The 24,083-nt window shown below is 40.5% G+C and carries 25 protein-coding genes and 1 pseudogene; 18 read left to right on the forward strand and 8 right to left on the reverse strand.

Annotated elements, in window-relative coordinates; all coding sequences use genetic code 11:
- Positions 1-7: 7 nt before the first annotated feature.
- The 3 genes from lpxD to SYN7509_RS30200 all read right to left on the reverse strand — a co-directional run bounded on the left by lpxD (position 8) and on the right by SYN7509_RS30200 (position 2,654).
- Positions 8-1,045 (reverse strand): UDP-3-O-(3-hydroxymyristoyl)glucosamine N-acyltransferase, encoded by a 1,038-nt coding sequence (gene lpxD, locus SYN7509_RS0216750; RefSeq protein WP_009631533.1) that lies wholly within the window; start codon positions 1,043-1,045, stop codon positions 8-10.
- A 169-nt stretch (positions 1,046-1,214) separates the two neighbouring features.
- Positions 1,215-2,450 (reverse strand): BaiN/RdsA family NAD(P)/FAD-dependent oxidoreductase, encoded by a 1,236-nt coding sequence (locus SYN7509_RS0216755; protein WP_009631532.1) that lies wholly within the window; start codon positions 2,448-2,450, stop codon positions 1,215-1,217.
- A 33-nt stretch (positions 2,451-2,483) separates the two neighbouring features.
- Entirely contained in the window at positions 2,484-2,654 is a 171-nt protein-coding gene (locus SYN7509_RS30200; RefSeq protein WP_158506162.1) for a hypothetical protein, read from the reverse strand.
- A 521-nt stretch (positions 2,655-3,175) separates the two neighbouring features.
- Here SYN7509_RS30200 and ileS point away from each other — a divergent pair.
- The 3 genes from ileS to SYN7509_RS29275 all read left to right on the forward strand — a co-directional run bounded on the left by ileS (position 3,176) and on the right by SYN7509_RS29275 (position 7,970).
- Positions 3,176-5,983, forward strand: coding sequence for an isoleucine--tRNA ligase (ileS, locus tag SYN7509_RS0216765; RefSeq protein WP_227501563.1), 2,808 nt, complete (start codon positions 3,176-3,178; stop codon positions 5,981-5,983).
- A gap of 240 nt (positions 5,984-6,223) precedes the next feature.
- Positions 6,224-7,510, forward strand: a complete 1,287-nt coding sequence (locus SYN7509_RS0216775) for a M28 family metallopeptidase (protein WP_202807242.1) — start codon at positions 6,224-6,226, stop codon at positions 7,508-7,510.
- A 46-nt stretch (positions 7,511-7,556) separates the two neighbouring features.
- Positions 7,557-7,970, forward strand: a complete 414-nt coding sequence (locus SYN7509_RS29275; RefSeq protein WP_009631528.1) for a hypothetical protein — start codon at positions 7,557-7,559, stop codon at positions 7,968-7,970.
- A gap of 163 nt (positions 7,971-8,133) precedes the next feature.
- Here the strand turns inward: SYN7509_RS29275 and SYN7509_RS0216785 are convergent, their stop codons facing one another.
- Positions 8,134-9,039, reverse strand: a complete 906-nt coding sequence (locus SYN7509_RS0216785) for a ParA family protein (RefSeq protein WP_009631527.1) — start codon at positions 9,037-9,039, stop codon at positions 8,134-8,136.
- 155 nt (positions 9,040-9,194) lie between these two features.
- Here SYN7509_RS0216785 and SYN7509_RS0216790 point away from each other — a divergent pair, with 155 nt between their 5' ends.
- Positions 9,195-9,815 (forward strand): FMN-dependent NADH-azoreductase, encoded by a 621-nt coding sequence (locus SYN7509_RS0216790; RefSeq protein WP_009631526.1) that lies wholly within the window; start codon positions 9,195-9,197, stop codon positions 9,813-9,815.
- An 11-nt stretch (positions 9,816-9,826) separates the two neighbouring features.
- Here SYN7509_RS0216790 and SYN7509_RS0216795 read toward each other — a convergent pair whose 3' ends face one another.
- The 3 genes from SYN7509_RS0216795 to SYN7509_RS0216805 are packed head-to-tail and all read right to left on the reverse strand — an operon-like array spanning position 9,827 to position 15,365.
- On the reverse strand, positions 9,827-12,484 hold the full coding sequence (locus SYN7509_RS0216795; protein ID WP_009631525.1) for a DNA translocase FtsK: 2,658 nt from the start codon (positions 12,482-12,484) through the stop codon (positions 9,827-9,829).
- A gap of 42 nt (positions 12,485-12,526) precedes the next feature.
- Complete coding sequence (locus SYN7509_RS0216800) at positions 12,527-14,569, reverse strand: ATP-binding protein (RefSeq protein WP_009631524.1); 2,043 nt, start codon at positions 14,567-14,569, stop codon at positions 12,527-12,529.
- Positions 14,562-15,365 carry a hypothetical protein gene (locus tag SYN7509_RS0216805; RefSeq protein WP_009631523.1) on the reverse strand — a complete coding sequence of 268 codons (804 nt, stop codon included), beginning with the start codon at positions 15,363-15,365 and terminating at the stop codon, positions 14,562-14,564. Before SYN7509_RS0216805 ends, SYN7509_RS0216800 begins: the two co-directional genes overlap by 8 nt.
- A 218-nt stretch (positions 15,366-15,583) precedes the next feature.
- Here SYN7509_RS0216805 and SYN7509_RS0216810 point away from each other — a divergent pair, with 218 nt between their 5' ends.
- Positions 15,584-17,890, forward strand: coding sequence for a hypothetical protein (locus tag SYN7509_RS0216810; RefSeq protein WP_028954391.1), 2,307 nt, complete (start codon positions 15,584-15,586; stop codon positions 17,888-17,890).
- Between the two features lie 17 nt (positions 17,891-17,907).
- On the opposite strand, the gene SYN7509_RS0216815 is transcribed toward SYN7509_RS0216810, so the two are convergent.
- The gene (locus SYN7509_RS0216815) at positions 17,908-18,102 is read right to left on the reverse strand and encodes a hypothetical protein (protein WP_009631521.1); all 195 of its coding nucleotides are present in this window, start codon (positions 18,100-18,102) and stop codon (positions 17,908-17,910) included.
- A gap of 202 nt (positions 18,103-18,304) precedes the next feature.
- Between SYN7509_RS0216815 and SYN7509_RS29280 the strand changes: the two genes are divergently transcribed.
- The 13 genes and pseudogenes from SYN7509_RS29280 to SYN7509_RS0216875 all read left to right on the forward strand — a co-directional run bounded on the left by SYN7509_RS29280 (position 18,305) and on the right by SYN7509_RS0216875 (position 24,080).
- Positions 18,305-18,493, forward strand: a complete 189-nt coding sequence (locus SYN7509_RS29280; protein WP_009631520.1) for an IS5 family transposase — start codon at positions 18,305-18,307, stop codon at positions 18,491-18,493.
- A 158-nt stretch (positions 18,494-18,651) separates the two neighbouring features.
- A pseudogene (locus SYN7509_RS28685) lies at positions 18,652-18,816 on the forward strand (transposase); the annotation flags it as partial.
- A gap of 98 nt (positions 18,817-18,914) precedes the next feature.
- Entirely contained in the window at positions 18,915-19,136 is a 222-nt protein-coding gene (locus tag SYN7509_RS28690; protein ID WP_158506163.1) for a transposase, read from the forward strand.
- A gap of 518 nt (positions 19,137-19,654) precedes the next feature.
- Positions 19,655-20,827, forward strand: a complete 1,173-nt coding sequence (locus tag SYN7509_RS0216835; RefSeq protein ID WP_009631518.1) for a TRC40/GET3/ArsA family transport-energizing ATPase — start codon at positions 19,655-19,657, stop codon at positions 20,825-20,827.
- A gap of 160 nt (positions 20,828-20,987) precedes the next feature.
- On the forward strand, positions 20,988-21,263 hold the full coding sequence (locus tag SYN7509_RS0216840; RefSeq protein ID WP_009631517.1) for a hypothetical protein: 276 nt from the start codon (positions 20,988-20,990) through the stop codon (positions 21,261-21,263).
- The gene (locus SYN7509_RS0216845; protein WP_009631516.1) at positions 21,256-21,672 is read left to right on the forward strand and encodes a type II toxin-antitoxin system VapC family toxin; all 417 of its coding nucleotides are present in this window, start codon (positions 21,256-21,258) and stop codon (positions 21,670-21,672) included. Before SYN7509_RS0216840 ends, SYN7509_RS0216845 begins: the two co-directional genes overlap by 8 nt.
- The gene (locus SYN7509_RS29825) at positions 21,653-21,886 is read left to right on the forward strand and encodes a hypothetical protein (RefSeq protein ID WP_148298020.1); all 234 of its coding nucleotides are present in this window, start codon (positions 21,653-21,655) and stop codon (positions 21,884-21,886) included. The genes SYN7509_RS0216845 and SYN7509_RS29825 overlap by 20 nt, the downstream gene beginning before the upstream one ends.
- Before the next feature lie 33 nt (positions 21,887-21,919).
- On the forward strand, positions 21,920-22,153 hold the full coding sequence (locus SYN7509_RS26225; protein ID WP_009631515.1) for a hypothetical protein: 234 nt from the start codon (positions 21,920-21,922) through the stop codon (positions 22,151-22,153).
- Positions 22,154-22,206: 53 nt separating this feature from the next.
- Positions 22,207-22,608, forward strand: coding sequence for a type II toxin-antitoxin system VapC family toxin (locus SYN7509_RS0216855; protein WP_009631514.1), 402 nt, complete (start codon positions 22,207-22,209; stop codon positions 22,606-22,608).
- Positions 22,609-22,760: 152 nt separating this feature from the next.
- A complete protein-coding gene (locus SYN7509_RS0216860; RefSeq protein WP_009631513.1) occupies positions 22,761-22,952 on the forward strand; it encodes a hypothetical protein in 192 nt (63 codons plus the stop codon).
- Entirely contained in the window at positions 22,945-23,289 is a 345-nt protein-coding gene (locus tag SYN7509_RS0216865) for a type II toxin-antitoxin system PemK/MazF family toxin (RefSeq protein ID WP_009631512.1), read from the forward strand. The genes SYN7509_RS0216860 and SYN7509_RS0216865 overlap by 8 nt, the downstream gene beginning before the upstream one ends.
- Positions 23,290-23,359: 70 nt before the next feature.
- Positions 23,360-23,776: a hypothetical protein gene (locus SYN7509_RS26230; protein WP_148298022.1), complete on the forward strand. Its 417-nt coding sequence runs from the start codon at positions 23,360-23,362 to the stop codon at positions 23,774-23,776.
- A gap of 70 nt (positions 23,777-23,846) precedes the next feature.
- The gene (locus SYN7509_RS0216875) at positions 23,847-24,080 is read left to right on the forward strand and encodes a hypothetical protein (protein ID WP_009631510.1); all 234 of its coding nucleotides are present in this window, start codon (positions 23,847-23,849) and stop codon (positions 24,078-24,080) included.
- Positions 24,081-24,083: the final 3 nt, after the last annotated feature.

The following is a 24,083-nucleotide window of genomic DNA, read 5'->3' on the forward strand; positions in this document are numbered from 1 at the left end:
CTTACAATTATTTTTCACCCAGTCGCTTTTGTAATTTTTTAATGGCTTGATACATTTCTGGCAAGCGACTATAAACCACAGCAGCTTTAATATGGAGTTTATGGGAAATTGCTGGAGTTCCAGAAACGATCGCCCCAGGTTCAACATCACTGAGAATTCCGGCTCTAGCTGCGGCGATCGCACCGTTACCAACTTTAGCTTGATTAGCAACGCCTACTTGACCTGCAAAAATAACGCGATTTCCTACGGTTACCCCCCCAGCAAAACCTACTTGTGCGGCGATCGCGCAGTTTTCCCCAACTTGGCAACCATGACCGATTTGGACTAAGTTATCAATTTTTGTTTGCTTGCCAATGCGGGTTTCGCCTACAGAGGGGCGATCAATGGTGCTATTACAGCCAACTTCTACCCCATCTTCTAAAACGGTAATGCCCGACTGCTCCATTTTGTACCAGCCCGTAGAAATGGGAACAAACCCAAAGCCTTCAGCGCCAATAACTGCACCGCTATGAATTACACAATCGCAGCCGATAAGAGCGCGTTCGCTAATTGTACAATTGGCGTGTAAGGTGGTGCGACTGCCAATCTGGACTTGAGGATAAACGACAACGTTGGGGTGAATGCAAACGCGATCGCCAATTTGGACATCAGCTTCAATGACCACATGAGCGCCAATATAAACATCTTTCCCTATTTGTGCCGTAGGATGAATCACCGCCGTAGGATGAATCCCAGGCATGGGGCGGTAAGGTTGGTAAAATAAAGCGATTACCTTGGCAAATAATAATCGTGGCTCTGAGGTAGAAATCCAAGCTATATCGCGTTCTTGAGCTTGTGCTTGCAAAGCTTCGTTTTGGGGCAAAATCAAGGCACTAGCGCTAGTTTTAGCGACCTGGGAGGCAAATTTCCCCCCTTCTATGTAACTAAGAGTATTGGCAGTAGCTTCATCTATAGCAGCAACCCTAGTAAGTTCGACATCGTTCTCTGGCAGGCTGTTATTAGTGGCACTGTCGCCTAGTTTTTGAACTATTTCGCTAAATTTCATGTTTTGCTCTTTTAAACGCTTGCAATATTATTGAACGCCCTAGGGTCAGCGATGCGTAAATAGGTACGGCAATCCCTACCTTAAAAGTAGTAGTTTACAAATCTTTATCATTACTTTTGAGCGATTAACGAAGATGATCGTTAGATTTGATACATTTTTAGCAATGTTATTAGGTGCAAATATCACCGATCGCTTGTCCAGCGATCCACGCAGTTGTCCAAGCACTTTGAAAATTGAAGCCCCCAGTAACGCCATCAATATCTAAAATCTCTCCAGCAAAATGCAAGCCTGGTGTAAGGCGACTTGCCATTGTTTTGAAGTTGACTTGTTTGAGATTGACACCGCCGCAGGTAACAAATTCTTCTTTAAAAGCTCCTTTACCTTGGATTTGATAAGCGCCTTGGGTGAGTTCTTGAAGGAGTTGGTTTAAGCTTTTGTTAGATAGTTCTGCCCACCGTTCTTCGCTGCGGATACCCGCACGAGCGACTATATACTGCCAAAGACGATGAGGTAAATCTATTCCACGCTGCAAAGCGATCGCTTTTTTTGGATTCTCTGTTTTAACTAACAGCAGTTGCGACTTTAGTTGGTCGCTATCGTACTGAGGTTGCCAATTAATTAATAAAGTTGCTTGATATTGAAAGTCGTGTAACACTCTTGCACCCCAAGCTGATAGTTTGAGAACCGCAGGGCCACTTAATCCCCAATGGGTAATTAGTAAAGGTGCTGTTTGTTCTAAACAAGTTTTTTTATCGACTAATAAGCGCAATTTTACAGGATTGGCGCTGATTCCAGCTAATTGTTTTAATTGCTTGTCAAGAATATTAAAGGTAAATAGAGAAGGTACGGGGGGTTCGATAGTGTGACCTAAACTCTGAGCAATTTGATAGCCGAGGGGATTGCTACCAGTAGCTAGTAAAATGCGATCGCACGTCAACTTTTCCCCGGTTTTTAGTTCGATTTCAAACCCTGCTGATTGCTTGACAACGGATACAACAGTTGTCCCCGTTCGTAGTTCTACTCCAGCAATATGAGCGGCTTTTGTTAGGCATTCAATAATTGTTTCGGAACTATCGGTAGTTGGAAACATTCTGCCATCAGCTTCAGTTTTTAGCTCTACTCCTTGACTTGCAAACCATTTAACGGTGTCAGTAGCTTGAAAGCGACTAAAAGCACCCCGCAAAGCCTTTTCACCTCTAGGATAATTTTGCACCAGTCCCATAGCGTCGAAACAAGCATGAGTGACATTACAACGTCCTCCACCAGAGACGCGAACTTTTGCCAAAGGTTGGCGACTAGCTTCTAATAAAGTAACTTGGGTATGGGGATGAGCTTTAGCACAAGCAACTGCACCAAAATAGCCTGCTGCACCACCTCCAATTGCTACGACTCGTAAAAGCTGCATTAATGTCCTTGATTTTTTACAGTTCCAGCCTAACTAATTTAGGCGATCGCACCACTCCAAAATATTAGGAAGATTAATTGCCGAGTATTCAATGAGGAGATAAATTGACAAGTTGAGTAATCCTAGGTTTCCCTGAAATCTTACCAATCTAGATACTTGCTTAGACACCTCGATCAACTCTGGATCGTATTCTGTACCAAGCAAATTATTGTTACAGTTTCCGCAAATAGAGAGTAAGATAAGTCTGCTTTGAGAGATTGTTGACTTTTTATTTGGTTCACAGAGGTACTGTGATAAGTGGCTTAATTCGACAGGTGTTGGTTTAATGCAACCTTGTAGACGAATAGGATTTCGTGTGAGTTGAGAATGTTGCCCACAAATATTGCAGAATCCTTCTTTGTTACCCTTAAATTTTAATTGCATAATTTTTCTTAATTCTAGATTTGGACAGTTAACTCTACACATTTCCTACATCTACCCCCGGAATTTTTCTATATATTTAGTTTATTTAGGTGTTAATAAAGAATTTTTCTAGTTAATGTCCTTCATAACTATTTGCGGCAATACGATCACTTCAACGTCTATAGCTCTAGCCAAGTGCGATCGCACTTGAAGCTATAGGTGTTTGTAACTGATAATAGGTTAAATACTATTTCGGGATTGCAATCGTGACAGAACAAGGTCGTTACAAAGATACTGTTAATCTGCCTCAAACAAAATTTGATATGCGGGCGAACGCTACCAAGCGCGAACCGGAGATTCAAAAGTTTTGGGCAGACAATCAAATTTACGATCGCCTGTCGCAAAACAATCCTGGCGAAATATTTGTGCTTCACGATGGCCCACCCTACGCCAATGGGGCGCTGCATATCGGTCACGCCTTAAATAAAATCCTCAAAGATATCATCAGTCGCTACCAGTTACTTAAGGGGCGCAAAGCTCGTTATGTACCGGGTTGGGATTGTCACGGGTTGCCGATTGAACTTAAAGTTTTGCAAAATATGAAGCAAAGCGAAAGGTTAAACCTAACTCCCCTAGAACTGCGTCACAAAGCTAGAGATTTTGCTTTAAAAGCTGTCGGCGAACAAAGCCAAGGTTTCCAACGTTTCGGCGTTTGGGGCGATTGGGAGCATCCTTATTTAACCATGACTCCTGACTACGAAGCGGCGCAGATTGGGGTTTTTGGACAGATGGTACTAAAAGGTTATATTTATCGCGGTTTTAAACCTGTCCATTGGAGTCCTAGCTCTAAAACTGCCTTAGCGGAAGCTGAACTAGAATATCCTGAAGGTCATACTTCTTCAAGTATCTATGCAGCTTTTGCGATGACTAGCTTATCAGAGTCGGCGAAGTCTGCGTTAGAACCTTATTTACCTCAGCTATCTGTTGCTATTTGGACAACTACCCCTTGGACTATCCCGGCGAATTTGGCAGTTAGCGTCAATCCTAGGCTTGATTATGTAGTAGTTGAAATTGGTTCGTCATCCAAATATCTAATTGTCGCTGCTGATCTGGTTGGTACTTTGTCCGCCAAGTTAGAAACGCAGCTAACAGTAAAAGCAACGGTTAAAGGTAAGGATTTAGAACATTCTACTTATCGACATCCTTTATTTGACCGCGAAAGCCCGATTTTAATTGGTGGCGAATACGTGACTACAGAATCGGGTACAGGATTAGTGCATACTGCACCAGGTCACGGACAAGAAGATTATATCGTTGGTCAGCGTTACGGGTTGCCTATCCTTGCGCCAGTAGATGAAAACGGCAACTTTACAGAAGAAGCGGGAAAATTTGTTGGGTTGAATGTATTGGGTGAAGGAAATACCGCCGTTATTGAAGCTTTAACGGAAGCGGGATCTTTGTTGAAGATGGAAGCTTACGCCCACAAATATCCTTATGATTGGCGGACTAAAAAGCCGACGATTTTTAGAGCAACCGAACAGTGGTTTGCATCGGTAGCAGGGTTTAGAGAAGAAGCTTTAAAAGTACTCGCATCGGTGCAATGGATTCCACCCCAAGGAGAAAATCGCATTACGCCAATGGTAAGCGATCGCGCAGATTGGTGTATTTCTCGTCAACGTAGCTGGGGCGTACCTATCCCGGTATTTTACGATGAGGAAACAAACGAGCCATTGATGAACGAAGAAACGATCGCCTACGTGCAGAAAATATTTGCAGAAAAAGGTTCTGATGCTTGGTGGGAAATGCCGTTAGATGAATTATTGCCCGAAAAATACCGCGATAATGGCAAAACTTACCGCAAAGGTACAGATACGATGGATGTTTGGTTTGATTCTGGATCATCTTGGGCGGCGGTAGCTAAACAAAGACCCGAACTAAAATATCCCGCAGATATCTATTTGGAAGGATCGGATCAACATCGTGGTTGGTTTCAGTCTAGTTTATTAACTAGCGTCGCTAATAACGGCATTGCACCTTTTAAAACCGTGTTAACTCACGGCTTTACCTTGGATGAAAAAGGCAGCAAGATGAGCAAATCTTTGGGTAATGTGATCGATCCCAATGTTGTGATTTCCGGCGGCAAAAATCAAAAAGAAGAGCCACCTTACGGAGCGGATGTACTGCGTTTGTGGGTGTCGTCGGTAGATTATTCAACGGATGTATCTATTAGTAAAAACATCCTTAAACAAATGGGCGATGTCAGGAGTAAAATTCGCAATACGGCGCGGTTTTTACTTGGCAATTTGCATGATTTTGACCCTAGCAAAGACGTTGTCCCTTACGAGCAATTGCCGGAACTCGATCGCTATATGCTGCACCGGATTACGGAAGTATTTACCGATGTAACTCAAGCTTTCGATCGCTTTCAATTTTTCCGCTTTTTCCAAGCTGTACAAAATTTCTGCACAATTGATTTATCTAACTTCTATTTAGATATTGGTAAAGATCGGTTGTATATAAGTGCTGAAAATACTTTGCGTCGTCGCAGTTGTCAAACGGTGCTGCACGTAGCTTTAGAAAATTTGACCCGCGCGATCGCACCTGTACTATGTCACACCGCCGAAGATATCTGGCAATTTCTCCCCTACTCTACGCCCTATAAATCAGTGTTTGAAGCGGGTTGGGTGCAATTAGACGAAAAATGGCAAAAGCCAGAATTACTAGCGTTTTGGCAGCAATTAAGAACAATTCGCACCGAAGTTAACAAGGTTTTGGAGCAGGCAAGGGTACAAAAAGCGATCGGTTCGGCTTTGGAAGCTAAGGTATTGCTTTATATTGCCGATCCCCAGTTGCGACAACAGTTGCAAGCGCTTGATTCTACTTCCCTCACAAATAGAGTTGATGAACTGCGTTATATGTTTATCGTTTCTGGAGTGGAACTGTTAAAAACTCCTGAAGCTTTAGAGCAAGCTAAGTACAGCTACAAGTCTGATAGTTTGGGTATTGGCGTAGCGGCGGCTGATGGGCATAAATGCGATCGCTGTTGGAATTATTCAACCTATGTCGGTATGTCTGCGGAACATCCTTTGCTTTGCGATCGCTGTGTTGCTGCTTTAGTGGGAGAGTTTTAAGCCTTCCCAAATTTTACTATAAGAAAAACCAAGACTTGGGGGGTCTGCCCCCCAAACCCCCCATTGGGGGACGGTTGCGTCCCCCAAACCCCCTCCAAACTAGAGTCCTATCTTTGAGCCAATAAGCTTTGTCTGGGGCAAGCGGAGTTTCGTCAGTTTTAAAGGTCAAAAGCTACATATAAACGACATACTTATGTCATATTTACCAAGCACAATAGAAAATACAGAATATTTATAGGAGTGAAGTTAGTGCAACTGAAGCGATCGCCCACAAAGCGGAAAGTTTTGGGTGTGGCTTTGCCTCACCAAAACCTTTTCAAGACGAAGTTGCTGGTTGCAGGTGTAAGTGTTTTAAGTCTTGCTGTTGCTGGATGTAGCCAAGCAATAGATGCCCAGCCTCTCAAACAAACTCAAAGTCCCGTTACAACCAAGTCTGATAATGCCGATGTCAAAGCTTTAGTAAACTTCGGTGCTAGAGTTGCCGGAACGCCCGCTACAAAAAAAGCTAGTAACTATTTGCTCCAAGAGTATCGTAAGGCTGGCTATGTGGCGGAAATTCAAACTTTTAGCTATCCCAAATTTGTAGATTTAGGCTCAAATCTAACTATTGATAGCAAGGTAATTGCCGGAAAAGCCTTAAATGGTTCTCAATCAGGAAAACTTACTGCACCCCTTGTTGTTGTACCTAATTTTGGACGCACAGCAGATTATGCAAACATTAATGTTAAAGGCAAAGTTGCTATTGTCAAGCGCGGTGAAATCCGTTTTCTAGAAAAGGCTCAAAATGCAGCTAATGCAGGGGCGGTTGGCTTAGTTGTCGTTAATACTAAGCCTGGTAATTTATTCGGTACGCTAGGGGGTGATGTCAAAATCCCCGTACTGGCGCTAACCAATGAAGCGGGTCAATCTTTACTAAATGCAAATCAATCCCCCCGTCAAGTAAATCTAGCTGTCAACACCCGTCAAGGCAATATCACTGGACGCAATGTTATTGCTCGTTTACCTGGCGTAACTCAACCAAAAGTAATTTTAGGCGGTCATTATGACTCGGTAATAGATTCTCCCGGTGCAAATGATAATGCTTCGGGTACTGCTGTTGTCTTGGCGATCGCCCGTAAGGCTGCAAAAACTCCCCTAGCCCGTCAAGCTTGGTTTATGGCTTTTGACGGCGAAGAAGATGGTTTGCATGGCTCTAAAGCCTTTGTAAGCAGCGCTAAACCGGAATTTTTGCAAGGGCTTAAAGGTATGCTCAACTTTGACATGGTCGGCGTAAATGATCGCCTACTTGTCGGCGGAACTCAATCTTTAACCAAATTAGCCAAGTCTACCAACCCCACTATTACTACTTTTGGCAATCCAGGAGGTAGCGATCATGCTTCTTTTTCTAGCGCTAATGTCCCGGTACTCTTTTTCTATCGAGGTGAAGACCCTAATTATCATAGTCCTGGCGATCGACAAATAGATCCCAAACTACTTGATGAAACAACACAACTCGGCTTTGATTTAGCTAACAAAATTCAAAAGTAATTGTTTTACTTCCCAACCCAAACTCATCTTTAAACATACAACAACCATGCTAAAACTTTTACCTCTAGGTGCGGTATTAGCTACTATTATCAGCACCCAACTGCCCGGTTTTACTTCCACCCAGCGTTTACAATTAGCTCAATTACCATCATTTGCCGAACCCTACAATTCCACTTCACCAGAAAATAACGATCCAAGTGGAAAATTAATAACTACGGCGCTAGTGGTTAGTGCTATTGCGACGGGAGGCTATTTAGCAACTAAAAAATCAAAATCTAATCCTGATAGTAAAATAGACCAAGCGAGTCCCAAGTTGCGAAAAAAACTCCTAATTCTCTTGTACAATGACAGCGAAACTGCTAACCGTTTATTAGCTCATACTCAACAAACCAATCCCCAAAAATCAGTTAATTGGGCGATGGAAAAAGTAATCTATGACTTAGAACGCGATCGCGCCTAACAAGCATAATAACCTTCTTTAAAGGATGAATTAAAAGCTTTTTAATTAGTATCTAATAGTTGCCCTCTTGCTTAAAAAGTGAACCATGAGATATTTTCTCCCTTTTTTAAGGGGGGATCTCCACATATTCCATTTTTAAACAAACCGCCACCAGTGCAATGACTTACGATTGCACTTGCGCCACTACCTTTACCTTTTCTAAAAACTCTTGCGTCAACTGAGTAAAAGCTTTTGCTCCCGCCGTACTAGGATTAGTCAAAACTACAGGCATAAAACTATCTACAGCTTTCGCCACATTAACGTCAATAGGTATATTAGTGCTAAACAGCTTACTTGCCCCAAAATCTTGATTAACCCGCGCAATCACTTGACGGTAATATCTCCCTGTTAGCAAATTACCCGACATTGTAAAAACTATCCCCAACATCGAAACCTTGAGAATTTGGTCTTTTTGATGGCTTTCTTTTAAACTGGCAATTCGTCGCTCTAATAACTGAATCCCAATCACTGATAAAGGTTCTGGTTTTGCAGGCAATATATAAAAGTCACTCGCTACCAAAGCACTGCGAGTCAAAAGCGTATACCCCGGAGCGCAATCTAAAATAATAAAGTCGTATTCCCCAACTAGCGGTTGTAATATTTTTTTGATTAAAAACCTTTCAAAGCGATTCCATACAAATTCAAATTCGCACTTACCCAAATCGAGCGCCTCCTGATGAAGCATTTGCGATACTAAAAATTCGTCGTAAAGGTCAATATCTCCTGGTAATAAATCCAAACCTGGCAAGTTGCAAACGTCGTGTTGCACAACATCATGGCTAGAAAACTTTGGGTTATCAACTGGACTAATAATTTGCTCAACTAAGTATCTCAAAGTCTGCTTGCGCTTTCTAAACTTGGCAAACTCCGATGGTGGCATCAAACTTAAAGTAGCGCTGATTTGCGTATCTAAATCTACTACCAATACTCGCTTACCATGCTCTTTAACTAAAGCTGTCGCCAAATTAACCGATAACGTTGTTTTACCAACTCCTCCCTTCATATTTGCCGTTGCAATAACATACCCCATTCATCTATCCCACTACGCCAACCAACCAATTAGACTTTACCCGTCAATGCCTTTTTAGGCAATTTCCTGTCTTTAGATATAGATATCTCCCAAAGTAAGTAATGTAGCCTTAAGTTAGTTTGATGTTAAATTATTAGCCCAAGGATAACTAAGTCATGGCTCATATCTTGCATATAGACTCTAGCCCACGCGGTGAAAGGTCGCATTCTCGCAGTTTGACTCACCGATTTGTCACCGACTGGAAAAATGCCCATCCTCAAGATACCGTCACCTATAGAGATTTGGGACATCACCCTGCACCCCATGTAGATGAGCCTTGGATAGCCGCCGCTTACTCCGAACCCAAAACCCATTCTCCCGAATTACAGAAGGCTATTAGCACCTCTGATACTTTGGTAGACGAGTTATTAGCCGCCGATCGCTATGTCTTTGGCGTACCAATGTACAATTTTAATGTACCGTCTACTTTCAAAGCTTACATTGACCAAATTGTCCGCGTAAACCGCACCTTTGCAGTCAACGAGCAAGGTTATCAAGGTTTAGTACATGGTAAAAAACTGCTAGTTATTACTTCTAGTGGCGGTAGTTATAAATCTGGTACTCCTACGGCGGGTTATGATTTTCAAGTGCCTTTTTTAAAAGCAATATTTGGTTTAATCGGCATTACAGATATTACCTTCATTCACGCCGATAATATGGATAGAGGAGATGAAGGGCGCAAAGAGTCTTTGACGGACGCTAGTAATGCTATTAGTCAAGCGGTAGCTAACTGGTAGAAAGATCGCTTTTAACCCAAATCAATACTTGTAGCCAGCAAACTCTGTAACCGTTGCAGCGAAGCACCAAAAAGCAAATCTCCTTTACCCAATAAATAAGCGGCGGCGGTTTGCTTTCCTCCTAAAATAATCGCTGAATCCGCCTCACTAGCGGTTTTTAATGCTATTCTCCCCGGCAAATTTGAGCGGATAATTGGCGTAACAACTTTAGCTTCTGGGCGCTGGGTAGCAATAATTAAATGAATCCCCGCCGCCCTTGCCATTGCCCCCAAGCGCTTGATATTTTGTTCTAAGGCTGTGCGGCTGTCTTTTTCGGTCATAAAGTCGGCGTACTCGTCAAATATGCAAACAATGCGCGGTAATGCTGAGGATGACTTTTGATTGTAAGTGCTTATGTCTGCACAACCTGCGGTTTCAAAACGTTGATAGCGCTTATTCATTTCTGCTACCAATTGTTCCATTAATGCGATCGCGCGATCGCAATCCTTAACAATGGGAGAATACAACCAGGGCATTTTCTCAAATTCAGGAAATGTTACCCTTTTAGGATCTACTAAAACAATTTTTAAGTTATCGGGCGTATGGCGTACCAATAAGCTAAGTAAGAGACTTCGCAAAAACTCGCTTTTTCCGCTTCCGGTTGTACCGCCAACTAAGAAATGACAGGTATTGGGATCAGCTAAATCTGCTTCTACTAACTTACCTTCTAAATCTACACCAATGGCAATTTTTATCGGCGCGGTAGGGGGTAAAGTTGCAGGAATAACAAAGTTCTCAAAACTAGCAACTTGGCGGCTTGTACGTGGCAAATCAACGCTAATATAGCCTGCTTGTGTGGCAATTAAAGGTGTATTAGCGATGCCTAAATGTACCTTCAAGTCTTGAGATGTATTGACGATTGAGGTAAATTTTACGCCTAAATGGGGCTTAAGCTTGACGCGAATAAATGCCGAACCGACTACAGAACCCAGGTAATCTACACCTAGCTTAAAGGATTTTAGGGTTTCTACTAATTGGTGGGCGATCGCATCGGCTTCAATAGAGATGCTATCGGAACTATCTATAGTCCCCCTAACCCCCCAATTCTGGGGGGAACTTGAATTTAAGTCCCCCAAAGTTGGGGGATTTAGGGGGCTTTCCGCAACTGGTGCATCAACTTTTTGACTGGTAGGTTGGGGAGTTTTTATAACAGGTTTTGCTTCGCTACTAGCTTCAAAAAAGCTTTGACATTTGACTTTTTGCGGACAAATATTACATAACAAATCTGGCTGCGTTGTTGGTGGTGGGGGATTGGGTTGAGGAGAATCCCAAGCTAGCCATTGACGCATTTGTTGCAGCTTTTGCGGAATTAGCTGGTGTACAGTTTTTTCTAATTCATCCCACGTAAAAGTTAATTCTTCCCAATTAGGCAAAACGCTATAAACGGCGGAATCTATAGCTACTCCTAGCTTTTCTTTCAGCATATAGCTGTAAAGCGCAACTTGAGCTAATTGGGCGGATTTATCAACGGCTGGATAAGTTTTGTATTCTATTACACAAAGGCGATGATGTTCAAAATCATAAACTACACTGTCAAAACGCCCTTGAACTAATTGCTGTGTACCATCTGTTAGTTGAAAAGAATGTTTTACCGTCGGCTTAATTGCGATTAACGTTTTACTAATTACTTCTGCACCGTTGCAATAACGCCGATTTTGAACTAATAATTTTGCCCAGTGGTGAATAAGTCCTTTTAAGGCTTCCCAAAGCTGATACAGGGCGGCGGACTTACTTGGATTTGTTTGTACTATTGCTTTAAGATAGGGAAAAAATGATAACTCGTAAAATAGCTGTTGCATTTGCTGCGCGATCGCATTTATATTTAATTGTTCTACTTCTGGTTGCAATAACAAACTAAATCTAGGTTCTTGTTTGGCGATAAAAGCAAAGTTATCCGCTAATTGATGAAATTGAGTGCCAATTTTTGATGAATTTCCCCCTGGCAAAAACATCATATTTCCGCCCCAGCGATGTCCCAAATAAAACAAGCGCGGACACTCAAAAGCTACTCTAACTTTGGTAACGCTAAAAGAGCGCGAACGAGAAGAATTAGCAACTTTATTCACTGGCTTTATTTGATTTGGGTTACTTATTTCTAGTAAACGGCGATGGATTTGAGCTAAATAAACACTGTCCAGATTTGCATATTCTAGCTGCGAGTTTGTAAGTGGGCGCTGTCTCCAGTTACTTGACTGTTCTGTTTTATCTACATTAGAAAAACCACAAAGTTCTTCTGCTAAGGTTTTGAGCTTTAAGTTAGGTAATTGAGCAACTTCTTTGAAACTATGTCTTAATTTTCTTGCTAGTTGTAGCGTACAAGTAACATTTTTTGCTTGGTCTTTTCCTAAAAATTTCAAATCATAGTTGGCATTATGAAAAACTTTTTCAATTTTAGAATTAGCCATAACTTTATTAATAAAATAAGTTACCAGTTCTGGCTTATCTAACACATCTAAAACATAAGCTTTAGTTCCCGTTGTATCTGTAAGATCGTCAGAAGCTTGAATTAGAGATATTTTTGGTTTTGAAGTTTGCCAGTCTGCTGTTTCAGTGTCTAGCCAAAGTATTTTGGCAAGAGCAAGTTTGTCAATTACTTTAGTAATTTCGTCAGGTTTTGTTAAATAAAACATTAAATAAGAATGCCTAAAATTTTTAACTCAATAATTTTATTTTTATTTAGATGCTACTACTAAACAAATTAATTGACTTTTTGGTTTTGCATGAGGATCAACAATTTGAACTCTACCTTCTTGACATAATTCTTCTATTAGCTGATTTATTTGTGTTTCTTCTACATTGGGAAAATAATCAGTCGCATTTTTAATCAATGTTTGTCTTCCTAAAAATGATTGTGTTGCTACAGTATTTAAAAGTAATTCTTTAACAGGTGTTAGAGGTGGTGAAGTTTTTATATTTCTACCTTGCAGTTGTTCTAATAAATAACATTCTTCTAATACTTTTGACTCAAGGGTAATTTCTTTAAGTTTTTTGAGATTAATAGCTTCATTCCCAATAATTAAATCTCCCTCTCGCGCATCTTTGACTAATTCATAGTAAGCCACTAAGCTATGTACTGATGCAATTTTTGGCTGAATTTGCCGATGATGAAAACCGTTAAATATTTGTGTATAAACTTTATACCCTTTATTATTTGAATTACCTAATTTTGAATCGCGAATCAAATATAAAATTTGGCATGATTTACGATCAATAGCTTTTTTGCAAGCTTCCATGACATGAAAAAAGGTAGTCATGTTTTGGTCTTCTGTCCATACAATACCTAAAGTTTCATATTTTCCAGGTAATTTGTAACTAAGAGAATAATTAGCAAATTTTGTTGCTTTTAAAAATGGTGATTTTATATCTTCCATTTCTAAAACACTTAAGGCTTCTTGCAACATTTGGATCAGTTCTGGCGATGATTGCTGATTTAGTTTAGTTACTTGCTTTTGAGCTTTAGTTAATTCATCAATCCATTTCAACTTAAAACTCGCTACCAATTTTGAGCGATCGCCTTTATCTTGTACTACAGGCTTAAATGTACCTATACCGCCAGCAACTAGCCATTCTTTGTATGCTTGTATTACCTCTCGTCCAAAAATTAAAACTTCTCTGGGGTTAGTCTTTCCGCGCGGAAATTGTTCTAACAAATATTGCTGATTTATAGGATAAATATTAGAAGCTGGTAGCGGGTTTGCTTGAGAATGTAAAAAGTGTAAGCGAGTTAATAAAATAGATTTTGCGTCAGTTAACGTAATCGGTTTTAAACGAGTTTTGATATCAATGCGATCTTTGTGCGACTGATCTACATAAGTTTCATTTTGTCGCCAAGTATCTGTAGTAATGCTGATAATTACTAAAAAGTTTTGATAGTCATCATGAATTTTTGTCGCAGCACTAAATAAAGTTTGTAAATCGGGAAACCCATTAGCTAAACGAGCAATACTTTCTAGTTGATCGAAACATAAGACAATTGGCTGGGTTTCAGTAGCAATTCTGCCAAAATTGGCTAAAGTCTCACAAGCTGCTTCTTCGGTATTGATAGAACTTTTTACCCCTAATTCCTTTAAAGATTCTTCGCTCAAATCGTCGCCGCGCAGCCATTCGCAAGCTAAATCATACTTTTTAGGATTGATTAAATCATGGAGTACCCCAAAAAAACTATCTGGATTATAAATAGCTGCATTGTGATAATTTTTTTTCAGATATTTAATAAACTTTTGGCGATCGCTTGTCAACCCTTCCCAAAAGTTATCTTGCATCAATCGCTCTTTTAAAGTGCGTTTGGTAAACACAGATAAGCTTTTTAGCCATAGCATCAATTGCGAATCTTTTTGTCCTGCGGGGATTTGGACTAAACTATCTACGGTATAGCGTAAAATATGCCACCAAATGCGATTACTTTGCGGAAACGGGCTAATATAAGCAAAAAAAGCTTTGTCGTTAAGAGTTTTCTTTAATCGTCCTAGTAAATAAGTTTTACCTGAACCTGGATCGCCTTCTAGCAACAATGTCCTAGTAGTGCGATCGCCAGCAACTTGAGCAAGAGTATCTGTTACTGTAGAAATCGTTTCTGTATGAATAGACTCTACTACAGGTTCAGCTTGTTGTTGACTGCGCCAAAAATTAACCGAACGATAATTATCGAAGGGATTAGTGCTTTGTAAAATCAGGTTATCAATGGATGTCACAATTGAGGTATTTTGATTAGTCATTGACCTTAATAAAAAATAACGGACTACCCGATCGCTGTTTGATTCCGGCGTTGACTTGCGCTGGCGAGTAACGGCTTGATTCTACCAACGCACTTAGTTCTATTTTGTCGCTTCCTTCCAAGCGATAAAGCGCTTGTTCTAAGTCTTCCCTAGATAAAGACGGTTGTAACTTTTCCCGCAAATAAAATATTGGTAAATAATTATCTGTACCAAATTCTTTGTCTAAGTCTTGGATAATCTGCAAAATTTCCCCATCGTTGGGTTTGTGTTTAGAATCTACTGCTATTAATGGCGGTTGACGCAAAAACTTTAAGTAGGTAGCCAGCATATTTTTGGTTAGGGTAATATTACCTTTCCCGCTAGGATCGTATTGTTGTTGTAAATATTCCTTTCCTCGCTCTGTTAGCCAAACCTCCTTAATTTTTTTATCGGTTTTGTTAACTTGAATCAATCCCTTTTCTAGCAAAGCTTGAACTAGCTTTTGGGCTTCTGGGGCAGCAATACCCGTTTTGCTAGGTGAAATCGCTGCTTTTTGGCAAGAATTGAGAATTTTTAATTCCTGAGCCGTTACAGGTAATTGTACTGATTCTATTTTAAGTAAAGCCATACCTGCACTAGCAATTTTAAACTTGCTAACTTCGTAAGTAACCCCCACTAATTCGCGCTCTAGAAGTTGACGACAAGTTTTATCGCGATCGCTTGCTTTAAGGGAACTAAGCTTAATTTTTGCCAAAGCTTCGCGGTAATTGGGAGCGTCAAGGAGTTTTAAGACAAATTTTAGTTCGATGTTTTCCATAAATAGCCCTCAAATAAGATTTGAGCGATCGCCTTATCTGTTTTAACAAGCGCGATCACTTTTTGTTTTAACTAAATTTCATCCAAATATTGCGCTTAATTTATACCAAATAGTCAAAATTGCTCATAAACTTAGAACGGCACAGAGTCATAAAAGTAATATTTTTTACTAATATGCTGCAAAAGTGTAGTTAATGTTACAAAGCAAATTTAACTCCGATGGCGAAAAGAACGCGCAAGCAAACACTCCCAGAACTAGAAAGTCTCCCTCCATCAATTATCTATCGCCCGGTAGCCAACAAAAAACCATCAAAAACTAACCGTTGGGGAAATTCGTTACTAGCTCTGGCTTTAATATTAACGGCTGCTAGTGCAGTAGCTGGAGGAGCATGGTGGAGTTTGCAGCTATTTGTCAATCCTGACGCAGTTAACGATGTCAACAAAATTTTGCCTGAAGGTGCAAAGTTCTCCGCTAGTAACCCCGAACAACAACCGCAAACTCTCAAACAAATTGAGGATTCCTTACGCACGCAAGGCAAAACAGCCGGGGAACTTTTGACGCTAGAAACTGATGCCAAAACTTCAGCTATCAAGTCTTTAGTTCTACCAGTATTAAAAAAACAGTCCAACTGCCAAACTGATTGTCAAGAAATTGTTGAATTACGAATTTATCAGCTAGTAATCAATAAGTTTAAGTTACCCTTTCAAAGCGAGCAAACTACTTATCAGCTAATTAGTCAGCTACCTGTATCTGGCCCCGATGAATCTTTTGCGATTTCTCCAGTAGTAGACTCAGAAACGGCTAACTATGGTTCAACTCAACTATTACCCCTAACTCAACTGCAACGCTTTTCAGGCACTACACCAAAATCCGGTACTTGGTTATATTTAATAGGTCAACGCCAGCATTCCGATAATGGGATTGCTTACGGGCAGATTCTTCACTACGACAGAAGTCGCTCGGCGCTAAGTTTAGTATTAACTTGGACTAGCCCCACAGGACAAGCTCCCAAATGGCAAGAAGTTACCGGCGGCGGTTTTCCCGAACTCCTAGTCGATCGCACTAGCGAATTAGAGCCACAGTTGCAAGTGTACCAAGTTAAACCCGCCCAAGCCTCTTTTAATCAATTTCAGCTAGTCCCGATTTCTATTGAAGAACCAGCAATCAAAACTACCGCCTATCGTAATGCTTTATTTTTAGCTCGTAGCGGTCTTTGGACTCCAGCATGGCAATGGTTAAAAGCACTCCCACAGGGCAAAAAACGCCCCTCCGCCGCCGCTCAAGCCCAAATTGATCTAATTGGGTTATACGCCAAATATACGAGCAAGAAAGCCGATACTGCTTGGGCAAGTCCCAGTCAACAAGCGATCGCAGCTTTGAGCGATGGACGTTGGGAAAAAGGTCTGCAAATATATCAAGCCTCACCGGAAAATACCCAAGAAATTGCTACTTTTTTAGTCAATGATTCCGGTAGGTTGTGGAATCGGGTAGAAGCCGCCCTAAAAATTAACCCCCGTCGCCCGGAAGTCCAAGCTTGGGGGGCGCTAATTCTCGGCGCTCAAGAAGGACAAGCAAATGCTTTAATTTGGCTCAAAGCGCAACCTCATAGCCCAAAAACCTTAACATACGTCGAAAAACTGCTCAAAAGGCTAGATGGAGATTATGGGGTTTCTTTGCCTGTAGCTAATCGCCCCAGTCGAATTATTGGATATCTAGAACCAGTAAGCAATATTAACTTAGCCGATTGGCTGCCTATAGAGCCAAAATCTCTAACTAAAAACCAAAAATGGCAGCAAATTAGAGTAATTACTTATAACAATGGTCAAACTTGGTTGCGATCGCCTTTTGATAAATTAAAGCTTCCCAACACCGAAAGAGCAAAGTTTTTGTGGCAGCAGTTAGGTTTAAATATAGACCCCAATCTTGATTTGGTGCTGCGCCTACCCAACGAACAATCGCCCACAACTACTACTGTCAACGTTCAAGCCGTACAGTGGGAAAATGGCGTACTGCGTCTACTTGTACCCGCACAAACTGAACTCCAGCCCCAACAAATACCTTTAGCTGTAAGTGCTAAGGCTTTGGAATGGGTAGAACCAACAAAAATGACTTTAACAGAATTTCTCAAACAAGAATCTGTAGATGCTACCGAGTTTTTGCCTGCGGTTTGGCGCGAGTTGTCAGCTAATAAGTCTTTACTCAAGTTTGAGCAATTGCAGCAAGAATTAGCAACTTTGACTGTTGGGTTAGTCGATCTTACGGGTGACGACAATCAAGACCTTATACTGACTATTTCGGAGCGGGAAATTGCCACCTTGACAAAAAACAAGTCTTACAAGGGTGGAGAACGCACAATCGCATTTTCCGATACCGGAGAGCTAATATATAGCGAATTTAGCAGCCCCGTAGGCAAGTTTAAAGCGATCGCTGACTTGAAAGATGCTGCACCGCCCGTTTTATTAATTGAAAATGCCAAAAAGTATAATATTCAACGCTGGTCAGCGATCAACCAGCGTTTTGAGTGATTACCTACTACTAGCAATTAATTTTTGTTCTCTGTACTGGTAGTAGCTAGACGTTGTTTGTTGAGACTTTGCAACTGATATAACAATGATTCAATTTCTGCCTCTAAGTGCAGGTATTTTACCTGAACGGCAACTTGATAAGGAATCGGCATATTTTTTAAATCGGAATTTATTGAGCGATCAGAGGAAATCGGGGCTAAACAAATAGTCATTATTAATAAGGTAGTAATTTATGCTTACTCACACCAAATTGTAATTGTAACTTAAAAATTTTTCTGTGTTGTTTGTGGCGATTTTTAAATTGGCTCCTCCAGATAACTTAAAAAGTGTTTGCAAATAAAAATGAAGCAGTATTGAAACCGAGAAGGAGATGAGAGATAGAGAAAGAATCCCCTTACCCGCTTGGGAGTGTTGATGAGTGAAGCGTTTTACGATAGTGACTTGACGGATCAAGAATGGCAGATTATTGTTCCGCTATTACCTGCTGAAAAGTCTGTAGGTAGAGGACAAAAGGTAAATTTACGCTCGGTGTTCAATGCCATCGTTTATCGAGCCGACAACGGCGTAAAATGGCGCAAGTTGCCCAAAGATTTTCCAGCATAGCAAACAGTGTATAGCTACTTCAACTCTTGGAGTCGGTTCGGTGTTTTAGAGCAAATCAATGGCACTATGGTTCGGGAAGTCCGAGTTAGTGAGGGGCGAGCAGCAGAGCCAAGTTTAGTGATTATTGATAGCCAGTCGGTAAAACTAGGTCAAAAAAGGGGGAGGAACAAGGCAATGATTGCAACAAGAAGATAAAAGGAAGAAAACGTCATATTGTGGTGGACGTGCTGGGAATGGTATTAGGCTGTTACGTCACTTCTGCTAATACTGCCGATGTCAAAGCGGCTCCGGCGGTGTTGGTTTGGGTGCTGGATTATGTTTAAACGAATTGTTAAAGTGCTAGCCGACCGAGGCTATTAAGGCACTTTAGGGGGGTTAATTAAAACTTTCTTTGCTCCCCAATAGCAGCAGGTTGTCGCCCTTGATTAGTCAGCGTCCAACTGATGCTAAAGGGTTTCAGGTAGAACGAAAACGATGGATTGTCGAACGGACTTGGACTTGGCTGGACAATGCTCGAATTTTGACTCGTGACTATGAATGGTTGCCGGAAAATCATCAGGATATGATTTATATCGTCATGATCCGATTAATGCTCCGCAGGCTCACAAAAAATCGACGAACTTGGGAATCTAAAATTAGTTAACTAACATTTACAAACACTTTCTAACTTAAACGCAAATTAATCTTGAAGCTTATTTTTGCAAGAGGTCTATTTAATAACTTTGAACTTTGTTTGCGTTCAAATCAGAACTTAACTTGACTTTTGCAACAGGTCTACTGAAAGTAGATAGATTTTGATCAACGCTAAACTTGTAAAGGCGGGAAAAATCAGTTGTTAATGAATAGCACAACCCACTCGCAAGGTAGATTGTGCCAAAAAACCTTAAATAATTCTTTTCTATTATTGCTTATAATGCGATCGCCCTTTCTTAATCAATTCTTAAATATTTACAAAATATTTAATCACCTTTCACTTATAAAGACATTTTCTCTATTGATTTGCAATGTATCTAAACCCTTGCCCACAAAAGAATCTAGCATTAATTGAGATAACAAAAGTAACTCATCGATTAGCATAAATAACTTCGCCCATTAGCAATTGTGAATGTACAATAAAGTAAACAAATATTAATATTTCTCACAATAGGACAAAAGTATATCATGCGTGTAATCCTGATGACAGGTAAAGGCGGAGTTGGCAAAACCTCTGTAGCGGCGGCTACAGGGCTACGTTGTGCAGAGCTTGGCTACCGTACACTGGTATTAAGTACCGACCCCGCGCACTCTTTAGCAGATAGTTTTGACTTAGAATTAGGACACGAAGCGCAACAAATCCGCCCTAATCTCTGGGGAGCAGAATTAGACGCTTTAATGGAGCTAGAAGGCAACTGGGGAGCGGTAAAGCGCTACATTACCCAAGTATTGCAAGCTCGTGGTTTAGACGGCATTCAAGCGGAAGAATTGGCAATTTTGCCAGGGATGGATGAAATTTTTGGTTTAGTCCGGATGAAACGCCACTACGACGAAGGCGAATTTGATGTACTAATTATTGATTCTGCGCCCACCGGAACAGCTTTGCGGTTGTTAAGCTTACCGGAAGTTGGCGGCTGGTATATGCGCCGCTTTTACAAACCATTTCAAAATATATCTGTAGCCTTAAGACCACTTGTAGAACCATTTTTTAGACCCATAGCCGGGTTTTCTTTGCCCAATAAAGAAGTAATGGATGCTCCTTACGAATTTTACGAACAAATCGAGGCTTTAGAAAAAGTATTAACCGACAATACGCAAACTTCTGTAAGGTTAGTTACCAACCCGGAAAAAATGGTAATTAAAGAATCTTTACGCGCCCATGCTTACTTAAGTTTGTACAATGTAGCAACAGATTTAGTAGTAGCAAATAGAATTATTCCCGCCGAAGTTCAAGATCCATTCTTTAAACGTTGGAAAGAAAATCAAGAACAATATCGCCAAGAAATTCACGAAAATTTCCACCCTTTACCCGTAAAAGAAGTTCCTTTATATTCCGAGGAAATGTGCGGTTTGGCAGCATTAGAAAGGTTGAAAGATACTTTATACGACAACGAAGATCCAACGCAGGTTTATTATAAAGAAACCACCTTAAGAGTTGTTAGAGAAGAAAATCAATACAGCTTAGAACTTTACTTACCGGGTATTCCTAAAGACCAAGTTCAGTTAAATAAAACAGGTGACGAGCTAAACATTACTATTGGCAATCATCGGCGGAATTTAGTTTTGCCTCAAGCTTTAGCAGCGTTGCAACCTGCGGGAGCAAAAATGGAAGAAGATTACTTAAAAATTCGTTTTGCTTAAAGGTTTGATTTTTTAACTTTGGCGATCGCACTTCTTCAATCCAAGCATCCCTTGCTAGAAAATGCGAAATCTTTTATTTTGAGGAGAGCGCATTATTATACCGATGCGTTGAGCTATGGCGATCAATTAAAATAGTTTCAATCAGCCTGAAAGAGGAGCTATGGCAAAAACATTTACGATTACTCTACCAGATGATTTGGAGCAAGCATTGACCGCCCAAGCAGAACGCTTGAACCAGTCTCCAGAGGAAATTGTTTTACAAGTAATATCACAGCAGTTAACAACCTTACTGCCATCTAACTCAGTACCACAAGTAGAAACAGACCCACTTTTAAGACTAATTGGTTCTCTCACTATAGACGTTCCTGATTTAGCAGAAAATCACGATTACTATATTGGACAAGCTCTGTGTCAGGAGCTAAAAGGGAATGAGTAATTTGTTTGTTGATACGTCAGGTTGGGCAAGTCTTTTTGTTAATACTCAACCTTACTATCCACAAGCAGAGCGGTATTTTCGTTTAGCTGTTCAACAACAGGAAATCATTTATACAACAAATTATATAATTACTGAATTGGTAGCATTACTAAACAGCCCACTGCGAGTTGATCGCTTACGGATCTTTGAAATTGTTGATGCGATTAAAACAGTGGCTTATGTTGAGGTGATTCATATTGATGATGAGACTGATGCTCTGGCTTGGAAACTATGCAAAAGTAGAGTAGACAAAGCTTGGTCGTTAGTTGACTGTACATCCTTCGTTGTGATGAAACAGAAAAGTTGTCAAGAAGCGTTGACCACTGACCGACATTTTGAGCAAGCGGGTTTTGTCCGTTTACTCAAGTAACTCTCACCAAGGGCGATCGCTAAACAATTGGCTAGAGAATGCGATCGCACTTCCTCAAAATAATCATCCACTGCTAGGCAAATTGATAGAGAGTGCGATCGCATTTATTCGGAGAATTTGTCAATGGTTTAACAAAGATTATTTCTGTCCGTTAAGTTTTTCACATCTTTGGCAATCAAGTTTCAGGCAGGCGTTTGATTCTATAGGGATATAATTTTATTAATATCTAGCCATAGTGCGTAGCCTTATGAGCCAAATTTTGACTCTAGAGTTAAATGATAAAGTTTTCGCTGCTATTCAAAAGCAGGCACAGAATATTGGTATTCCTCCAGAAAGCCTAGCAGCAAATCTTCTAGAACAGAAGTTGTCCCAGATTGATAATTTTTTGCTGACAGAAACAGAAAAACAGAGCAGACGAGCAAAATTCGAGCGTCATTTTGGAACACTCGATTTTGGTTGTATCGTAGATTTAGATAATTAAAGCATTGATGCGGATTTAGCAAAAGAGTATTCCAGCACCCATGAAGAAGGGTAATGTTGCTCGATACTTCTGGTTTGCTTTGTTTGCATTACAAAACTGAGCCGCTTCACACTCAAGCTCTTAGTGAATATAAAAAAGCCCTATTTTTATTGACGCATAATTATATTATTGCTGAGTACGTTGCATTAGCAAATGCTCGGCGTTTTCCTCGCTCGTCTGTCCTTACCTTTGTAGTTGATTTGCTAGATAACCCAGCTATAGAAACAATCTGGATCGATGAGCCGTTACACCGAGAAGCAGTGGAGCTATTGACAGTAAGGCAAGATAAAACTTATTCTTTGTGTGATTCAGTTAGCTTTGTTTTGATGCGTCAGCGAGGAATGACTAAAGCTTTGACTACTGACCGACACTTTGAACAAAAAGGTTTTACTCGTTTGCTGCAACCAGAAACCTAGCCACTGTTTTATCGAGTAAGATTAAAAGTTTTTTACTTGCGATCGCATTCCTCAAGGCAATCTGTAAATTGATAGGAAGTGCGATCGCTTTTAATTGTCTAGATATCCACCAAAGCCTATGTTATGTTATCGATAGGTATAAATAAAAAGCTATGACTGCCTTAGTAAAAGAACTTTTAAATACCTTTGACCAATTGACAGACTCCGAACAGTTAGATTTGGTAGTAGAGATTCTAAAGCGAACCAGTGACTTAAATTTTCCGCCTTTGTCTGACGAAGATTTAGTTATAAATGCTGAAGGGCTTTTTCTAGAGTTGGACGAGCAAGAAGCTTTGTATGAGTAATCCCGATCGCGGTGAAGTTTGGCTCGTCGATTTGGGTTATGTAGCGAAAGTCAGACCATGCTTAGTAATTAGTATTGCTGCTCTCTATCAAGATCGTGCATTAGCTACTCTAATTCCACATACAACCAGCCCACGCAGTTCAAGGTTTGAAGTGCAAGTCAAAGCTAAATTCCTTAGAGCAGGAGTTTTTGATGTCCAAAATATTATCACAATTCCTCACGTCAAGCTTTTACGCAAATTGGGAACCCTGACATCTGAGCAAATGGTAGAAATTGAGGAAATACTACTATTTTGGCTAGGGTTTGAAGCAAACAATACTGAAGAAGATGAAGATTAATTGGTGTGGCGTTACGATCGCTTCATAACACAAAGCTCCTATAGATTGTCGGCGAAAGTTTAAAATGATTATGTCCCGAAACCAAGAGAAGCATCGCCGTATGGAAGTTCGGCGAGATATAGGAAATCGTCAAGTTGGGTCAACTTCTCAATTTTCCACAGGTTATTTCTATCCGTATTTAATCGCTCATGCCTGTTTCAGTTGTCAAAAAAGTTTTAAGTTAAGTTGCGAGAAAGAGCATATTTGTCCAGAATGCGGCGGGACAGTTTATTTAATGGGACGTGCGTTTAAAGCTCCAAAACGCCGTGATGACGAGCAGTGGAGGAAAGTACAAAAGTTATATGCTTTGGGATTTCGATTTTATAGCTATGGTGGAGAATATGAGCCGCTTCCAAAACGTCTGCGAGAGGTAGATAATTTTGTTTTGAGTTATCCAGGTCATGAACTTCGAGTTGCAGAGTTAGATTTATTGCTACTTCAAGCTTGAAGTAATGCGTTAAGTCTGACAGATGTTAATTTATCGAGTAAAGCTGCCTTTTTATCATTTTGAATAACTTATGTCTTCGGCTGCCATAAATACAATTGTTGAGATACTCGAATTTTTACCTGATGATTTGCAAAAGCAAGTTGCGGAGCATATTTGTGAATACATTGCCGATTTAGAAGACGAAGCACGGTGGAATTTTTTATTTAAAAAGTCACAAAATAGTTTAGTTGCTGCCGCCAGACAAGCAAAACAAGAAATCGCCGAAGGTCGATCAATGCCGATGGATTACGACCAGCTAAAGTAAGGT

Source organism: Synechocystis sp. PCC 7509, from assembly GCF_000332075.2.
Taxonomy (GTDB): domain Bacteria; phylum Cyanobacteriota; class Cyanobacteriia; order Cyanobacteriales; family Chroococcidiopsidaceae; genus Aliterella.

Bases quoted from the DNA above. Each gene is read 5' to 3' on its own strand.
- lpxD (WP_009631533.1), bottom strand. From the start codon at position 1,045: ATGAAATTTAGCGAAATAGTTCAAAAACTAGGCGACAGTGCCACTAAT.
- SYN7509_RS0216755 (WP_009631532.1), bottom strand. From the start codon at position 2,450: ATGCAGCTTTTACGAGTCGTAGCAATTGGAGGTGGTGCAGCAGGCTAT.
- ileS (WP_227501563.1), top strand. From the start codon at position 3,176: ATGCGGGCGAACGCTACCAAGCGCGAACCGGAGATTCAAAAGTTTTGG.
- SYN7509_RS29275 (WP_009631528.1), top strand. From the start codon at position 7,557: ATGCTAAAACTTTTACCTCTAGGTGCGGTATTAGCTACTATTATCAGC.
- SYN7509_RS0216785 (WP_009631527.1), bottom strand. From the start codon at position 9,039: ATGGGGTATGTTATTGCAACGGCAAATATGAAGGGAGGAGTTGGTAAA.
- SYN7509_RS0216790 (WP_009631526.1), top strand. From the start codon at position 9,195: ATGGCTCATATCTTGCATATAGACTCTAGCCCACGCGGTGAAAGGTCG.
- SYN7509_RS0216795 (WP_009631525.1), bottom strand. From the start codon at position 12,484: ATGTTTTATTTAACAAAACCTGACGAAATTACTAAAGTAATTGACAAA.
- SYN7509_RS0216800 (WP_009631524.1), bottom strand. From the start codon at position 14,569: ATGACTAATCAAAATACCTCAATTGTGACATCCATTGATAACCTGATT.
- SYN7509_RS0216805 (WP_009631523.1), bottom strand. From the start codon at position 15,365: ATGGAAAACATCGAACTAAAATTTGTCTTAAAACTCCTTGACGCTCCC.
- SYN7509_RS0216810 (WP_028954391.1), top strand. From the start codon at position 15,584: ATGGCGAAAAGAACGCGCAAGCAAACACTCCCAGAACTAGAAAGTCTC.
- SYN7509_RS0216815 (WP_009631521.1), bottom strand. From the start codon at position 18,102: ATGACTATTTGTTTAGCCCCGATTTCCTCTGATCGCTCAATAAATTCC.
- SYN7509_RS29280 (WP_009631520.1), top strand. From the start codon at position 18,305: ATGAGTGAAGCGTTTTACGATAGTGACTTGACGGATCAAGAATGGCAG.
- SYN7509_RS0216835 (WP_009631518.1), top strand. From the start codon at position 19,655: ATGCGTGTAATCCTGATGACAGGTAAAGGCGGAGTTGGCAAAACCTCT.
- SYN7509_RS0216840 (WP_009631517.1), top strand. From the start codon at position 20,988: ATGGCAAAAACATTTACGATTACTCTACCAGATGATTTGGAGCAAGCA.
- SYN7509_RS0216845 (WP_009631516.1), top strand. From the start codon at position 21,256: ATGAGTAATTTGTTTGTTGATACGTCAGGTTGGGCAAGTCTTTTTGTT.
- SYN7509_RS26225 (WP_009631515.1), top strand. From the start codon at position 21,920: ATGAGCCAAATTTTGACTCTAGAGTTAAATGATAAAGTTTTCGCTGCT.
- SYN7509_RS0216855 (WP_009631514.1), top strand. From the start codon at position 22,207: ATGTTGCTCGATACTTCTGGTTTGCTTTGTTTGCATTACAAAACTGAG.
- SYN7509_RS0216860 (WP_009631513.1), top strand. From the start codon at position 22,761: ATGACTGCCTTAGTAAAAGAACTTTTAAATACCTTTGACCAATTGACA.
- SYN7509_RS0216865 (WP_009631512.1), top strand. From the start codon at position 22,945: ATGAGTAATCCCGATCGCGGTGAAGTTTGGCTCGTCGATTTGGGTTAT.
- SYN7509_RS26230 (WP_148298022.1), top strand. From the start codon at position 23,360: ATGTCCCGAAACCAAGAGAAGCATCGCCGTATGGAAGTTCGGCGAGAT.
- SYN7509_RS0216875 (WP_009631510.1), top strand. From the start codon at position 23,847: ATGTCTTCGGCTGCCATAAATACAATTGTTGAGATACTCGAATTTTTA.